Origin of the sequence: Nostoc sp. (assembly GCF_036917775.1) — a bacterium.
GTDB lineage: Bacteria > Cyanobacteriota > Cyanobacteriia > Cyanobacteriales > Nostocaceae > Nostoc.
The window spans coordinates 141,838-157,012 of the sequence record NZ_JBALEQ010000121.1; the positions used below are offsets into that span (position 1 = coordinate 141,838).

11 protein-coding genes and 1 pseudogene are annotated in these 15,175 nt (G+C 44.3%); 7 read left to right on the forward strand and 5 right to left on the reverse strand.

Annotated elements, in window-relative coordinates; translation table 11 throughout:
- Positions 1 to 13: 13 nt before the first annotated feature.
- A complete protein-coding gene (bioU, locus tag V7K69_RS25190; RefSeq protein ID WP_193948318.1) occupies positions 14 to 1,018 on the forward strand; it encodes a (S)-8-amino-7-oxononanoate synthase BioU in 1,005 nt (334 codons plus the stop codon).
- A gap of 127 nt (positions 1,019 to 1,145) precedes the next feature.
- On the opposite strand, the gene V7K69_RS25195 is transcribed toward bioU, so the two are convergent.
- The 4 genes and pseudogenes from V7K69_RS25195 to V7K69_RS25210 form a co-directional block, all read right to left on the reverse strand.
- Positions 1,146 to 1,706, reverse strand: a complete 561-nt coding sequence (locus V7K69_RS25195) for a hypothetical protein (protein ID WP_335039408.1) — start codon at positions 1,704 to 1,706, stop codon at positions 1,146 to 1,148.
- A gap of 146 nt (positions 1,707 to 1,852) precedes the next feature.
- Positions 1,853 to 3,076, reverse strand: a complete 1,224-nt coding sequence (locus V7K69_RS25200; protein ID WP_335039410.1) for a type II secretion system F family protein — start codon at positions 3,074 to 3,076, stop codon at positions 1,853 to 1,855.
- Between the two features lie 104 nt (positions 3,077 to 3,180).
- Positions 3,181 to 4,311, reverse strand: a pseudogene (locus V7K69_RS25205) (type IV pilus twitching motility protein PilT); the annotation flags it as partial.
- Between the two features lie 128 nt (positions 4,312 to 4,439).
- Positions 4,440 to 6,446 (reverse strand): GspE/PulE family protein, encoded by a 2,007-nt coding sequence (locus tag V7K69_RS25210; protein ID WP_335039415.1) that lies wholly within the window; start codon positions 6,444 to 6,446, stop codon positions 4,440 to 4,442.
- A 458-nt stretch (positions 6,447 to 6,904) separates the two neighbouring features.
- Here V7K69_RS25210 and grpE point away from each other — a divergent pair, with 458 nt between their 5' ends.
- The gene (gene grpE, locus V7K69_RS25215; RefSeq protein ID WP_335039417.1) at positions 6,905 to 7,654 is read left to right on the forward strand and encodes a nucleotide exchange factor GrpE; all 750 of its coding nucleotides are present in this window, start codon (positions 6,905 to 6,907) and stop codon (positions 7,652 to 7,654) included.
- Positions 7,655 to 7,879: 225 nt separating this feature from the next.
- A complete protein-coding gene (gene dnaK, locus V7K69_RS25220) occupies positions 7,880 to 9,838 on the forward strand; it encodes a molecular chaperone DnaK (RefSeq protein WP_335039419.1) in 1,959 nt (652 codons plus the stop codon).
- Between the two features lie 201 nt (positions 9,839 to 10,039).
- Here dnaK and V7K69_RS25225 read toward each other — a convergent pair whose 3' ends face one another.
- Entirely contained in the window at positions 10,040 to 10,375 is a 336-nt protein-coding gene (locus V7K69_RS25225) for a hypothetical protein (protein WP_335039421.1), read from the reverse strand.
- A gap of 168 nt (positions 10,376 to 10,543) precedes the next feature.
- Between V7K69_RS25225 and dnaJ the strand changes: the two genes are divergently transcribed.
- The 4 genes from dnaJ to V7K69_RS25245 all read left to right on the forward strand — a co-directional run bounded on the left by dnaJ (position 10,544) and on the right by V7K69_RS25245 (position 15,137).
- A complete protein-coding gene (gene dnaJ, locus V7K69_RS25230) occupies positions 10,544 to 11,671 on the forward strand; it encodes a molecular chaperone DnaJ (protein WP_335039424.1) in 1,128 nt (375 codons plus the stop codon).
- On the forward strand, positions 11,671 to 11,928 hold the full coding sequence (locus V7K69_RS25235) for a sulfurtransferase TusA family protein (protein WP_335039427.1): 258 nt from the start codon (positions 11,671 to 11,673) through the stop codon (positions 11,926 to 11,928). Before dnaJ ends, V7K69_RS25235 begins: the two co-directional genes overlap by 1 nt.
- A complete protein-coding gene (rsgA, locus tag V7K69_RS25240) occupies positions 11,925 to 13,031 on the forward strand; it encodes a small ribosomal subunit biogenesis GTPase RsgA (RefSeq protein ID WP_335039429.1) in 1,107 nt (368 codons plus the stop codon). Before V7K69_RS25235 ends, rsgA begins: the two co-directional genes overlap by 4 nt.
- A gap of 516 nt (positions 13,032 to 13,547) precedes the next feature.
- Positions 13,548 to 15,137, forward strand: a complete 1,590-nt coding sequence (locus V7K69_RS25245; protein ID WP_335039432.1) for a glycoside hydrolase family 57 protein — start codon at positions 13,548 to 13,550, stop codon at positions 15,135 to 15,137.
- The last annotated feature ends 38 nt before the right edge of the window (positions 15,138 to 15,175 follow it).

Here is a 15,175-nt window from a genome sequence, read left to right on the forward strand (position 1 = left end):
TCAGTAATTGACTATGAGTACAGCAAATATCTTGTCAGCGATACGTATAGGAGTACTAGGTTTCGGTGGACTCGGACAAGCCGCCGCCAAAGTACTTGCTGCTAAACAGGAAATGGTTTTAGTCGCAGCCGCAGATCAAAAAGGTTACGCTTATGCTGCTGAAGGTTTAAATACTCAAGAATGTATTGCAACCTACCAGTCCCAAGGTTCTGTAGGTTATTTAGAGCCAGTTGGTACGTTAACAAATCAAAGTATTCAGGATGTAATTGCAATAGCTCAACCCGTGGATGGGTATTTTCTGGCTTTACCCAACCTACCAAACGATTTTATCCCCTCTGTAGCGAAAGAGTTTATTAAATCTGGTTGGCGTGGGGTGCTAGTGGATGCAATTAAGCGCACCACTGCTGTAGAACAATTACTGGCGATGAAAGAAGAACTACAAGCCGCCGGGATTACCTATATGACAGGCTGCGGTGCTACACCCGGATTGTTAACCGCCGCCGCCGCATTAGCAGCCCAAAGCTACGCCGAAATTCATCAAGTCGAAATTACCTTTGGAGTGGGAATTGCTAACTGGGAAGCTTACCGCGCCACTGTTCGGGAAGATATTGGGCATATCCCTGGTTACACAGTGGAAACCGCTAGGGCGATGACTGACGCAGAAGTAGAAGCACTACTAGATAAAACTAATGGCGTGCTTACCTTGAAGAATATGGAACACGCTGATGATGTGATGCTAGAGGTAGCGGGAATTTGCGATCGCGATCGCGTTACTGTTGGTGGTGTAGTCGATACTCGCAACCCGAAAAAGCCCCTCAGCACCAACGTTAAGGTAACAGGACGCACCTTTGAAGGTAAGATTTCCACCCATACCTTTACTTTAGGAGATGAAACCAGCATGGCAGCTAATGTCTGCGGCCCTGCTTTTGGATATCTCAAAGCTGGTAGACAATTGCACCAACGTGGCATTTATGGAATATTCACTGCTGCTGAAATTATGCCCCAATTTGTGAGGTAATAATTAGGAGAGACGCGATTAATCGCGTCTCTACAGGAGTTAGGAGTTAAAAAACTAAACTTGAGACTTAAAAATCTTTAGTTTGGTTTAGAAGTTGCAACTGAAAACTCTTAACTCCTAATTTTTTCTAAGCTGGTGGGATTTCTGGACAAAAAATATCTGTCACATCCTCTTCCAGCAGCGAATCTGGTGTTTGTATAATAAATGGAAGTTCGGCCCCTACGAGTCCTCGTTGGATACGTTCTAAAGTATCACTAAACACAACGAACAAAGGATATACAATATTAGCCCCCTCGCTCAAAATATGACTGTGACGCAGAGGCATTAACCATTCATAATCATTGTCGAGGAAAACTTGGGTTTGTCGCCAACGTCCTAACAAATCAGAAAAGTCTTCGTGAGCGCGATGAATAAAGACTAAAATTTCGGCTCCAGTTTTGATCTTCCACTCTGGATCGCACATCAAAATTGCTACATCACAGGGTAAGCAGATTGTTTGTGGAGTTGTAGTCGCAGTATTGCGAAGGCGGACAATTGGCAAGGGTATAGTGATAACACTTTCATCTGGACGGCGCAGACTGGGAATCATCTCTAAGTATGGCCGATATTGCTTTAGTAAGGCGATCGCAGCTAGATGATTGCTGTACTCTGCCAAACTCGCTTCGTAGTGAGATTTTTGCACAGTCATAGTTGATTAAATAGTGAGGAGTAGAGATACGATTAATCGCGTCTGTACAGAAGTTAAGAATAAAATTAATTAGTTAGGAGTTAAAAGTTAGGAGTCAAAATTTTTGATTTCTAACTCATAACTTATAACTCTTAACTTTTAATCCTCTATCCCATCTTTTCAAATACCTTAAACATAGGTAAATACATCGCTAGCAAAATTGTTCCAACCATTCCCCCTACAAATACAATCATAACTGGTTCCAAAATACTGGTCATTGCTTTTACTGCCTGCTCGACTTCATCTTCATAGAAATCAGCAACTTTCATCAACATTCCATCTAATTCTCCAGTTTCTTCTCCGATACTAATCATTTGAATTGCCATAGCCGGAAAAACGCTATCTTTTTGTAAAGCAATGCTAATCATACCTCCTTGTTGAATCTCTATACGGGCTGCGTCTATCGCATTGGCAATAACTACGTTTCCTGATGTATCTCGGACAATTTCCAAGCAAGTTAAAATTGGTACACCTGAACGAGTCAAAGAACCAAAAGTTCGGCTAAAGCGGGCAACCGCAGATTTTTGAATTAAGTCACCAAACAACGGCATCTTGAGAGAAAAACGATCAATTGTTAAGCGACCGACAGGAGTTTTACCATATTGTGTAAAGCCAATTTTTGCTCCTATAAGAGCAGCGATAAGCACGAAAACCTTCGGACTTCTCAAAAAGAGACTAGCATCCATCAAAAATTGCGTTAGAGGCGGTAATTCAGTTCCGATTTCTGTAAAAATCTTCGCAAAAACGGGAATCAGAAAAATGGTCATACCAAGAAAGATAGCAAGTGCGATAAAACCCACAACACTTGGATAAGACAATGCTGATTTAATTTGGTTTTGTAAGCGGGCAACATCTTCTAACAACTTGGCTAAACGATTCAATACTTCGTCTAGAACACCACCAACTTCACCCGCTTGAATCATACTCACATATAATCCATCAAAACAGTCAGGATGCTTTCGCATTGACTCGGAAAGATTCATTCCGCTTTGCACATCGTTGCTAATCTCAATCAGAGCTTGTTTGAGTTTAGTATTACTACACTGCTCAGAAAGTACCCCTAAACTTCTAACGATCGCAACACCCGCATTCATCAAAACGGCAAATTGACGAGAAAAAACGGCTTTGTCTTTCACAGAAACCTTAACTAAGGAATTCTGGAATTTTTTTAAGGCAATATCTGGCTGAAATCCTTGAGATTGCTTGAGTTCTTGGATTACAAAACCTTGATCTCTGAGATTAGTACGAGCTTGTACTAAGGATTCGGCAACAATTTTTTCAGTTCGAGATTTTCCTTGAGAATCCCGAACACGGGCAACGAAGGTTGGCATAAATAAATTCAAAATAGTTGTTATTTATTAGGCATGAGACATAAGGAAAAGACTTACTGCAACTTCATCTTTATTTCCTCATCTCCCTGATTCACCTAGTTCCTTTAATGCGCTTTGGCTGCTGCACCAGGTTTTGCACCAGCGCCTGCTTGCGGTGTAGAATTCCCGATGAGACGTTGGATTTCATCTGGCTTAGAAGTTTTAGACATCGCAGCTTCAAAAGAAATCGTTCCTGATTTGTAAAAATCGGCTAAAACCTTCTCCAGAGTTTGCATTCCCAATTTGCCGCCAGTTTGAATAGCTGAGTAAATTTGAGATGTTTTGCCTTCTCGAATCAAGTTGGAAATAGCGGGAGTGACTATCAGAATTTCTTGAGCCATCACCCGACCATATTCACCGGGTTTAGGGTTCTTCTTGGATACCAAGGTTTGGCTAAATACTCCTACTAATGAGTTAGATAACTGCACCCGTACCTGGGTTTGTCTTTCATGGGGGAAAACATCGATAATCCGGTCAACTGTTTGGGCAGCAGAACTGGTGTGGAGAGTACCAAATACTAAGTGTCCTGTTTCTGCTGCGGAAATCGCCAAAGAAATCGTTTCTAAATCACGCATTTCTCCCACCAGAATAATATCTGGATCTTCCCGCAAAGCTGCTTTCAAAGCATTCGCAAAACTCTTAGTATCTTCACCCAGTTGTCGTTGGTGAACCAAACTTTTAATAGGTTCGTAAACAAATTCAATTGGGTCTTCCACCGTTAAAATATGCTCTGCCTTGGTGCGGTTAATCAAGTCAATCATTGCCGCTAGGGTAGTTGTCTTCCCGGAACCTGTAGGGCCTGTCACGAGAATAAGTCCTCTGGGCTTATCGCACATTTCCCGTACTATATCTGGCAGACCTAACTTTTCAAAGTTAGGAATTTTAGAACTTAATGCTCGTAAGCAGGCAGCATAAGCACCACGTTCTTTATAGACATTGACCCGGAAACGTGCTAAACCCTTAACACCGTAAGAACAATCCAATTCCCAGGTCTGCTCTAAAGTTTTACGTTGGGTGTTGTTGAGCATACTAAAAATCAGCCTTTGACATTGATCAGCTGTCAATATATGCTCACCGATGGGAGTGAGTTTGCCACTGATACGGAAGTAGGGAGGCAAACCTGCGGATAAATGCATATCCGAACCACCCAGTTCAATCAACTGTTCCATTAAATCTTCAATCATCATTTCCATAGTTCTGCTTCCTTTTAATGTTTTTTATTTGTCATTTGTCATTTGTCCTTTGTCCTTTGTTCTTTGTCAGTTGTTTAAAGTTATTAAGCATTCACCAATGACTAATGACCAATGACTAATGACTATTAGCCTTAAAACCGAGATGTCATACAGTAGGGACAATCGAGCCATTCTGGTTTCAATGTGGCATCGCAAATCCGGCAGGTAAGACCAGTCTTACGTTTGGCTTTTAACTCGGCTTCCAAACCAGTATCAGTAAACGTCACCCGTTCTACTTCTTCTAGAGTGGTAGAACCTTGGCGCACTAAGTCCAAACTGTAAGCCAGCAAGGTTTTCATGCCCTCTTCTATTGCAACTTCCTTGATGCGTTCTGTGGGTGCATCTTCGTTGATGAGAGTTTGCAGGGTTTCGGTGACTCGCATGACTTCATAAACACCACAACGCCCTTTGTAGCCGACACCATTACATTTTGAGCAAAGCTGATTTTTGGTTTTGGCTTCGGCGATCGCATCTAATGTCAAACTGTTAGCCTTATAGAAGGTGATTGCGACATCAGAAGAAGCTGATAGGCCATAACGAGCCAGTTCCTCAGTTGTAGGAGTGTAGGAAATACGACATTCAGAACATACACGCCGCACCAAACGTTGAGCTAGAACGCCAATTAGGGAACTAGAAACCATGAAAGGCTCAATTCCCATTTCTCCCAAACGAGCGATCGCACCTGGGGCATCATTGGTATGTAAGGTAGTTAATACCAAGTGACCGGTCAAGGCAGCCTCAATTGCTGTTTTTGCCGTTTCCTTATCCCGCGTTTCACCCACCAGCAGCACATCTGGATCTTGTCGCAAGAAAGCCCGCAGAGCGGTAGCAAAATCCAGCCCTTTTTCCCGAATCACCTGTACTTGAGTAATCCCTGGAAGACTGTACTCAATTGGGTCTTCCACAGTACTGATATTAATTCCGGGATCATTCTTCTCTGATAATGCAGAATACAACGAGGTTGTTTTCCCGGAACCAGTTGGTCCAGTTACCAAAATTAGCCCAAAGGGACGGCTGACCATATCCTTGACAATATTCAAAGTCTCTGGATCGGTAATTAACTTATCTAATCCCAATTGGGTAGAAGAGTTATCCAAAATCCGCAGCACCACCTTTTCCCCGTAGCGACTGGGCAAGGTATTCACACGGAAATCTACCTTACGTCCCTCAAACATCCGTCGGATGCGTCCATCTTGGGGTAGACGGCGTTCGGCGATGTCGAGATTGGAGATGATTTTAAATCGGGCTGTCACCGCCGGGATGATTTTTTTTGGCATTATGGGGAAAGCTTCACGCAGTACGCCATCTTTCCGAAAGCGAATGCGTAAGTTTTCTTCTTGCGGTTCGATATGAATGTCAGAAACACCCTCATGTAAGGCTTTAGCCAGGATTCTGTTGACTAGGTTGATAACTGGGGCATCCTCTGCGCCCTTCATCGCCGCCCCTAAATCAGCCTCCATTTCTTCAGGAGCATCCTCAAGATCGAGATTTCCGAGATTTTCTAAATCCTGACTAATATCTGTAGCATTTTCTCGTTCTAGGTGCTTTTGCCGAACAGCCATTTCATCCAGATATTGGTTGATTAGCTGCTGGTAGTCTTCCTGTGTAATCACCATCCGCTGTAATGCCAGCCCTTGGGGACGCAAGATGCGGTTCAGGTCATCGGAAGCTTCTAGATTATCTGGAGCGACCATCGCCACTAAAACTGAGGGCGGAGTTTGGTCTTCGTGTTTCGATAGTGGTACTAAACGATGGCGACGGCAGATATCCACTGGGATGAGGGTTTCAATCAGGTTCCCCATCATCGTGTTACCAATGGAGTTGACTTCCGGATCGAGGAATTCAACACCGTATAGTATTTTAAGTTCAAATAGCTGCTGTTTTTTGTATTGCCTGAGCAACTCAGGTGATAGTTGTTGCCCAGTAATTCCCTCTAATACTTCCGTTAAGGGTCGGCCAGATTTGCGGCTTTCAATTAGTGCCTGCCTCATCTGTTCGGTATTGACATAGCCAGATTGCACTAGCTTGTTGCCAAAGGGCGAAAACTCTGTTCTGGTAGTTAGAGCGGTACTGCGCCGTTGTGGTGACGAGTAAGTCATAAATGAGCGAATGAGTAGGGGAACCTCTGCTTAAAGTATTCCCAGCCTGTGAGATAGAATTCTCATTTCCCAAAAAAGTCCTGAGTCAAGTCGCTTGCTTCGCCAACGGAGTACGCTCGGAATTCAAAATGACGCTTTCTACGAGACGCTAAAAGAATAGCTTGCAACTCTTACAGAGTATGCGGGCTAACTAATGCTGCGATAACAAAATTAAAGATACTGCCTCCAGCCACTCGTCCAAATTACTTACTCCTAGAGGTAGACTACTCGTTCGGGTTCCCGCCTTAATAGTGCCTACGCGAACGTGTTCACCATTTGTCACAATAAGAAAATGGTTATATCACTTCCAGAAACTTGTCGGCAACAAAATCAGCCTCAGTTGCAAGTCGTGGATGACGACGGCTGCAAGCAATGGAGATACACTGCCATAAATAGCAAGCATCTGGAATGAGTGGACAATGATGGATGAAAATAAACAGATAAACAATACTAGCCAGCAATTGGGTGAACCAACAGAGGTAAAGCAAGCAATGAAGAGTGACTTCCCAGCCCAAATTAATTTCAATGAATCTGGTAGCGAGGTGACAGAGCAAGTGTCAGCCCCAACTAATGTATCGGGAGATGCAGCTACTTTCAATCCAGAAACTGGTGTTGCTGCAACCGAGAACACTGGAGTGGAAACGGCAGCTTTGGCAGAACTGACTCAACAAATTGAGTCTCTCAAAACACAGCTAGAAGAGCGTAGTACTCAATATATGCGGATTGCTGCTGATTTTGAGAATTACCGAAAACGCACCAGCAAAGAAAAAGAAGAGCTAGAGATGCAGATGAAGCGGAACACGATTCTAGAATTGCTGCCAGTGGTCGATAATTTTGAGCGGGCGCGATCGCACCTCAAACCTCAATCTGATGGCGAAATGACCATGCACAAAAGCTACCAAGGCGTTTACAAACAATTAGTAGATAGCCTGAAGCGGTTGGGTGTGTCACCAATGCGTCCTGAAGGTCAAGAATTTGATCCTAACCTACACGAAGCAGTAATGCGGGAACCTACGGATGAACATCCTGAAGGAACAGTGTTAGAAGAGTTAGTGCGCGGATATTACTTGGGCGAACGTGTGCTACGCCATGCAATGGTCAAAGTAGCTGCTCCAAAGGAAGATACACCTTCTACGGAGGAAGATCAGTCGAGTCAAGCCTTCAGTTAAGCTGTAGTCGCTCACCTCGCTGACCAAAAGTGCCTGGGTTCTAGCAAGGACGAGCATCGCGTACCAAAACTTGGACAAGGCTTTGGATAACTTTCTGTGTTTCAACTTCCTCTTGCTACCAGCAAAATGGGTTACACAGACGTTATCCGCTAGCCTTAGTTCGGAGCTAAAAAGTTAGTCCGCTACATATTACAGCAGGAAGACTCAGTAAAAATACTGGCGAATATGGGAAAAGTTATTGGAATCGACTTAGGCACTACTAATAGTTGCGTCGCAGTTTTGGAGGGCGGTCAACCACTGGTGATCTCCAATTCGGAAGGTGGGCGAACTACTCCAAGTATTGTGGGATTTGGCAAAAGTGGCGATCGCTTGGTTGGTCAATTGGCAAAGCGCCAAGCCGTAACCAATGCCGAAAACACAATTTACAGTATTAAACGATTCATCGGGCGGCGTTGGGAAGACACTGACATAGAACGCGAACGTGTACCCTACAACTGTGTCAAAGGTCGAGACGATACCGTTGATGTCCAAATCCGCTCAAAAAATTATACGCCACAAGAACTATCCGCCATGATCCTGCAAAAGCTTAAGCAGGATGCGGAAAACTTCTTGGGTGAAGAAGTCACTCAAGCAGTGATCACCGTACCTGCATATTTTACAGATGCTCAAAGACAAGCCACTAAAGATGCAGGCACAATTGCCGGATTAGAAGTTCTGCGGATCATCAATGAACCAACAGCTGCGGCTTTAGCTTTCGGATTGGAAAAGCAAGACCAAGAGCAGCTAATTTTAGTATTCGACTTAGGAGGCGGTACTTTTGACGTATCGATCCTGCAACTTGGGGATGGCGTTTTTGAAGTTAAGGCAACTTGTGGTAACAACCACTTAGGTGGAGACGACTTTGATAATGCGATCGTGCTTTGGCTGATGGAACGCTTTCAGCAAGACGAAAAAATCAATCTTTCCCAAGATAAGATGGCACTGCAACGCCTACGAGAAGCAGCAGAAAAAGCGAAAATTGAACTCTCCAGCATGGTTAATACCTCCATTAACCTGCCGTTTATCACATCTGATGAAACAGGTCCAAAGCATCTGGAAATGGAACTCAGCCGCTCTAAATTTGAAGAGCTTACAGGACAATTAATCGAAGCGACCGTTGAACCAATGATCCAAGCACTCAAAGATGCGGATCTCAAACCATCAGCCATAGATCGGATTATTTTAGTAGGTGGTTCTACCCGAATTCCCGCAGTCCAAAACGCGCTGATTAAGTTTTTCAATGGCAAAGCTCCCGATCGCTCTATCAACCCTGACGAAGCTGTAGCATTGGGAGCAGCTATCCAAGCAGGGGTCTTGGGTGGGGAAGTCGATAATCTCTTACTTTTGGATGTCACCCCCCTGTCTTTAGGGATTGAAACCTTGGGTGAAGTATTCACCAAAATTATTGAACGCAACACCACAATTCCTACAAGTAAGTCACAAATTTTTTCCACAGCAGTTGATGGCCAAACCTCGGTAGAAATTCACATTCTCCAAGGTGAACGGGCAATGTCACGGGATAACAAGAGTCTTGGCAAGTTTCTGCTAGCAGGAATTCCCCCGTCGCCCCGTGGTGTGCCGCAAATTGAAGTATCTTTTGAAATTGATGTCAACGGTATCCTGAAGGTTTCTGCCCAAGACAAAGGCACAGGTAGAGAACAGAGTATTAGGATTACCAATACAGGTGGCTTGAGTACTAACGAAGTCGAACGGATGCGCCAAGAGGCCGAACTATTTTCTGAAGAAGATAGAAGACGTAAAGAACTCGTTGAACTCAAAAACCAAGCAGATAATCTGTTGTTCAGTTACGAATCTACGATTAAGGATAATAGCGACTTTATCGGCGAGCAAATGAAGACTTTGGCTAGTGAAAAAGCTTTACAACTTCAAGCTGCAATGATTGACTCCGGTATCTCAACTGTGGAGTTTAAGCAGCGCTTAGACGACTTCCAACAAACACTATTTGCAATTGGTGCTGATGTCTATAACCGAGCTAACAGCCAAACAGATGAGATTGAGGAGCCTTCAGCTAGTCTCTTTACCCCAGAAGTAGACTCACCAATGAACGGTACACTAATACCACAATTCAACTTTGATTTTGACGAAGAAAGTACCGCACAGGTTGATTATGAGGCGATAGATTAGGGATTGGGTAATGGGGAAGAAGCAAGGGAGCAGGGAGCAGGGGAGACAAGGGGACAAGAGGTGATAATTTGAAACAAGTCTTTCCCCTTGTCCCCAATTCTCCTTGTCTCTAAGTCCTCTTGACCAATTCCCAATACCTAATATCCTAAGTTGCAGATTTTTATTAAGACATTTTAATATATCTAAATATTGATTGTAGATTTAACGAAGTTTCACAAGACCCCAGGGGTTTGCTAGATTGTAGAAGCAAATTACTGCTAGGCAGTATGCCGATTCAGATGCACTTCCATTGCATAAGGGTGGTTTTCCACACCGAATGGTGCGGCTAGCACCTCTGGTTAATGGGCGGGGTTTTCCTCTCCTACGTAGCACAATTGTAAAAGAGACAACCGACTCGGCAGTGATGAAGTCTGACCAGAGGCTTCCCCTGATCATAACTTCTATAGCTTTTGTCGTCTCCCACGAGGAAAGCACCTGTTGCTCAAGATTTGTCGGTGATTTTTGTAAAAGGTAAAGGTTAAAATCAGTTATTAACAAAAATTAATTTTACCTTCTGCCTAACCTCCGGCAAATCGCCCTTTAAAGGATAGTGTGTTGCTCTTACATATTCTGTAAAGCAAAACGCCTTACCGTAAAGTAGCAAGTGACCGTGAGTGACGTTCTGCTGACTTCTGCTTTCTTCCTTCTAACTTTTACCTTTGCTATATGGCCCGCGACTATTATGAAATCCTGGGTGTCTCTCGTGACACCGACAAAGAAGAACTCAAGCAAGCTTATCGCCGTTTAGCCCGGAAGTATCACCCAGATGTGAACAAAGAGCCGGGGGCGGAGGATCGCTTTAAAGAAATTAACCGCGCTTATGAGGTACTCTCGGAACCAGAAACCCGCGCTCGTTACGATCGCTTTGGGCCAGAGGGTGTGTCAGGTGCTGGCGCTGGCTTCCAAGATGTCGGCGATATGGGTGGTTTTGCTGATATTTTTGAAAGCATTTTTAGTGGCTTTGCTGGCGGTATGGGTAGTCCCACGCAACAAAGACGGCGCAGTGGGCCTGCGAGGGGCGATGATCTGCGACTAGACCTGAAGTTAGACTTTCGGGAAGCGGTATTTGGTGGCGAAAAAGAAATTCGGATTTCACATTTAGAAAATTGTGAAGTCTGTAGCGGTTCTGGTGCTAAACCTGGAACCCGCCCCCGGACTTGTTCGACTTGTAGCGGATCGGGTCAAGTCCGTCGTGTCACTAGAACACCCTTTGGCAGTTTCACCCAAGTCTCGACTTGTCCCACCTGTAATGGAACAGGGATGGTAATTGAAGATAAGTGTGATGCCTGTGATGGAAAGGGCGCAAATCAAGTCACCAAGAAACTCAAAATTACCATTCCAGCCGGGGTGGATAATGGCACTCGCTTGCGGATTTCTAGTGAAGGAGATTCTGGTCAACGTGGTGGCCCTCCTGGGGATTTGTACGTTTACTTGTTCGTAAATGAGGACGAAGAATTCCAACGGGATGGGATTAATATTCTTTCGGAAATCAAAGTTAGCTACCTACAAGCGATTTTAGGTTGTCGGTTAGAGGTAGATACGGTAGATGGCCCTGTAGAACTGATTATTCCAGCTGGGACTCAGCCAAATACAGTAATGAAGTTAGAAAATCGCGGCGTACCTCGCTTGGGTAATCCTGTCAGTCGTGGGGATCACATGCTGAACGTATTAATTGATATTCCCAACAAAGTAACCCCAGAGGAGAGGGAACTTTTGGAGAAGCTGGCTAAAATTAAGGGAGATCGTACTGGTGAAGGCGGTCTAGGAGGATTTTTGGGAAATTTATTTAAGTAATGATGCCCTCTTCTCTGTTAACTCCCGATGCTCAACTTGATTTACGTGGCACCCCTTGCCCAATCAATTTTGTGCGGACAAAATTACGTTTGGAAAAAATGCCATTGGGAGGTTTACTAGAAGTCTGGCTAGACCCTGGTGAGCCGATTGAGCAGGTTCCTGATAGTCTGACAATGGCAGGTTATCAGGTTGAAGAAATTACAGACTGCGCTAGTTATTTTTCTCTGTTAGTGCGCCGTCCAGTGATTGGCCAATGACAGGGGAAAATCTCGCTGTAACTGGCCAGTTATTAGGTACAGTAGTGGCTGTACAGGCTAATTTTTACCGAGTACAGTTAGACCAAAAACAGGGGGAGATGAGGGAGATGGGAGATCAAGATTCTCATCTTCCTTATCCCCCTCTCCTCCTCTGTACTCGCCGAACACGGCTGAAAAAAATCGGACAACAGGTGATGGTAGGCGATCGCGTTGTGGTTGAAGAGCCAGATTGGGCTGGAGGACGGGGAGCGATCGCTGATGTCTTACCCCGTCACAGCGAATTAGATCGTCCAGCGATCGCCAATGTCAATCAAATCCTCTTGGTATTTGCCGTAGCCGATCCACCTTTGGAACCTTATCAACTAAGTCGGTTTCTGATTAAGGCTGAGTCTACTGGCTTGGATGTGCTTTTATGCTTAAATAAAAGTGATTTAATTTCAGAGCTAGAACAGCAGCAAGTTAGCGATCGCCTGCTCGGTTGGGGCTATCAACCAATATTTATCAGCGTCAAAGATGGTATAAATACTGACCAAGCAGGCAGATATTTAAGCGATAAAATTACTGTTATTGCTGGGCCTTCCGGCGTTGGCAAATCCAGCCTGATTAATATACTAATTGACACGGCAAAGTTGCGAGTAGGAGAAGTTTCTGGCAAACTAGCTCGTGGTCGTCATACCACTCGCCATACAGAATTATTTGAGTTACCTAGCGGTGGAATGCTTGCAGACACTCCCGGCTTTAATCAGCCGGATATGGATTGCATCCCAGAAGAATTAATCCATTATTTCCCAGAAGCAAGAAAACGGTTAGCAGTTGCTAGCTGTCGGTTTAGTGATTGTCTGCACCGAGACGAGCCTGAGTGTGTGGTGCGGGGAGACTGGGAACGATATGAACATTATTTAGAATTTTTGGATGCTGCGATCGCTCATCAAACTCAGATGCACCACCAAGCTGATCCTGAATCCACCATGAAGTTAAAAAGCAAAAGCAAAGGCAAAGGGCAGAGTCAATACGAACCCAAGCTAGAAAGTAAAAAATATCGCCGAATTTCCCGCAAGACTCAGTTACAAGATTTGCAGGAATTATATCGGGATGAGGAATAAGGGATGCGATGTCTAGGACAGGCTGCACTTATGAACTTCTATACAAAGGTTTGTCGCCAGATCATGGATATAAACAGAAAAAATATCTTGTCTAGTGAATTACGTTTTTTTAATCCAGAATAAGAAGCAAACCCTGGGTTAAGTAAGTCGGCGATAAAATTCAATTTATATGAAGAAATATAAATTTTAAGCAGAAATAGGGTGTGTTGTGCAGTAGTAAGACACCTTGAATTGTTGACGGTGAATTAGCTAAAAAATAGGTAGAACCCTTACAAGCCACAGGCATTGAACCTGAGTAAATATTTTCAGTACAGGATTATACAATAAACAAATAAGCAGATTTTACAACTAGTTAACAACAAAAGGCGGTGGAGGCATGACAATGTTGTACCCCCATAAAAGCTGTATTTAACTCAATTGAAAACTATTCTTACGATCCCCATAAAGTCTTAAAATATTGTTAATTTCAGCCAAACCTCTCGACCTTCAACTTACAAGTATCACCCCAAAATCACTATGTCTATCGGCTACGTCGCGCTTGTACTCCACGCACATCTGCCCTTCGTTCGTCACCCAGAAAGTGACTACGTGCTGGAGGAAGAATGGCTCTATGAAGCCATCACAGAAACCTACATTCCATTATTGAAAGTATTTGAAGGCTTAAAGCGAGACGGTATCGACTTTAAAATCACGATGAGCATGACACCACCTCTGGTATCGATGCTCCGCGATCCTCTGCTGCAAGAACGCTATGAAGCACACTTAGCCCAACTAGAAGAACTTATAGCACTAGAAGCAGAACATAATGTCAACAACGGACATCTTCGTTATTTAGCCGAACATTACGCTACTGAGTTCAGCGAAGCGCGTCAGTTGTGGGAACGCTACGGCGGGGACTTGGTGACAGCTTTTAAGAAGTTCCAAGATAGTAATAACCTAGAAATTATTACTTGCGGAGCTACCCACGGCTATTTGCCGTTGATGAAAATGTATCCAGAGGCGGTGTGGGCGCAAATTCAGGTAGCTTGCGAGCATTACGAGCAAAACTTTGGACAAGCACCCAGAGGCATTTGGTTGCCGGAATGCGCCTACTATGAAGGTTTAGACCGGATGCTAGCCGATGCTGGGCTTCGCTACTTCCTCACTGATGGGCATGGCATCCTTTACGCCCGCCCCCGTCCGCGCTTTGGCACTTATGCGCCAATTTATACAGAAACAGGTGTTGCTGTCTTTGGTCGAGATCATGAATCTTCCCAACAGGTATGGTCTTCTGAGGTGGGCTATCCTGGGGCGGCGGAATATCGGGAATTTTACAAAGATTTGGGCTGGGAAGCAGAATATGAGTACATCAAGCCCTACATCATGCCTAATGGCCAACGGAAAAACACGGGCATTAAGTATCACAAAATTACAGGGCGTGGTTTAGGTCTATCAGATAAGGCACTCTACGATCCTTATTGGGCTAGGGAAAAGGCAGCAGAACACGCTGATAATTTTATGTATAACCGAGAGCGGCAATCTGAGCATCTCTATGGTATAATGCAACGCCCGCCAATTATCGTTTCGCCTTATGACGCAGAGTTATTTGGACATTGGTGGTATGAAGGCCCCTGGTTCATCGATTACCTATTCCGCAAATCGTGGTATGACCAAAAAACATATCAAATGACCCATTTAGCAGACTATTTGCGAGATCAGCCAACGCAGCAAGTCTGTCGTCCTTCGCAGTCGAGTTGGGGTTTCAAGGGTTTCCACGAATATTGGTTGAATGAAACGAATGCGTGGATTTATCCACATTTGCACAAAGCTGCGGAACGGATGATTGAAATCTCGCATTTGGAACCAGAGGATGAATTGCAGTGGAAAGCGCTTAACCAAGCGGCGCGGGAACTGCTATTAGCACAATCTTCTGACTGGGCATTTATTATGCGGACGGGAACAATGGTACCTTATGCAATTAGACGGACGCGATCGCACCTGATGCGCTTCAATAAGCTCTACGAAGATGTGAAAGTCGGCAAAGTTGACAGTGGTTGGTTAGAAAAAGTCGAGTTAATGGATAATATCTTCCCCGAAATCAACTATCGCGTCTACCGTCCGCTATAGTCTCACAAAAAATAATCAACAGCAGTAGGGTGGGCATT

What these genes read in the sequence shown, in the direction of transcription:
- V7K69_RS25235 (WP_335039427.1), top strand. Translation starts at nt 11,671, where the DNA reads ATGATGCCCTCTTCTCTGTTAACTCCCGATGCTCAACTTGATTTACGT.
- grpE (WP_335039417.1), top strand. Translation starts at nt 6,905, where the DNA reads ATGATGGATGAAAATAAACAGATAAACAATACTAGCCAGCAATTGGGT.
- bioU (WP_193948318.1), top strand. Translation starts at nt 14, where the DNA reads ATGAGTACAGCAAATATCTTGTCAGCGATACGTATAGGAGTACTAGGT.
- V7K69_RS25210 (WP_335039415.1), bottom strand. Translation starts at nt 6,446, where the DNA reads ATGACTTACTCGTCACCACAACGGCGCAGTACCGCTCTAACTACCAGA.
- dnaJ (WP_335039424.1), top strand. Translation starts at nt 10,544, where the DNA reads ATGGCCCGCGACTATTATGAAATCCTGGGTGTCTCTCGTGACACCGAC.
- V7K69_RS25245 (WP_335039432.1), top strand. Translation starts at nt 13,548, where the DNA reads ATGTCTATCGGCTACGTCGCGCTTGTACTCCACGCACATCTGCCCTTC.
- rsgA (WP_335039429.1), top strand. Translation starts at nt 11,925, where the DNA reads ATGACAGGGGAAAATCTCGCTGTAACTGGCCAGTTATTAGGTACAGTA.
- V7K69_RS25200 (WP_335039410.1), bottom strand. Translation starts at nt 3,076, where the DNA reads ATGCCAACCTTCGTTGCCCGTGTTCGGGATTCTCAAGGAAAATCTCGA.
- dnaK (WP_335039419.1), top strand. Translation starts at nt 7,880, where the DNA reads ATGGGAAAAGTTATTGGAATCGACTTAGGCACTACTAATAGTTGCGTC.
- V7K69_RS25195 (WP_335039408.1), bottom strand. Translation starts at nt 1,706, where the DNA reads ATGACTGTGCAAAAATCTCACTACGAAGCGAGTTTGGCAGAGTACAGC.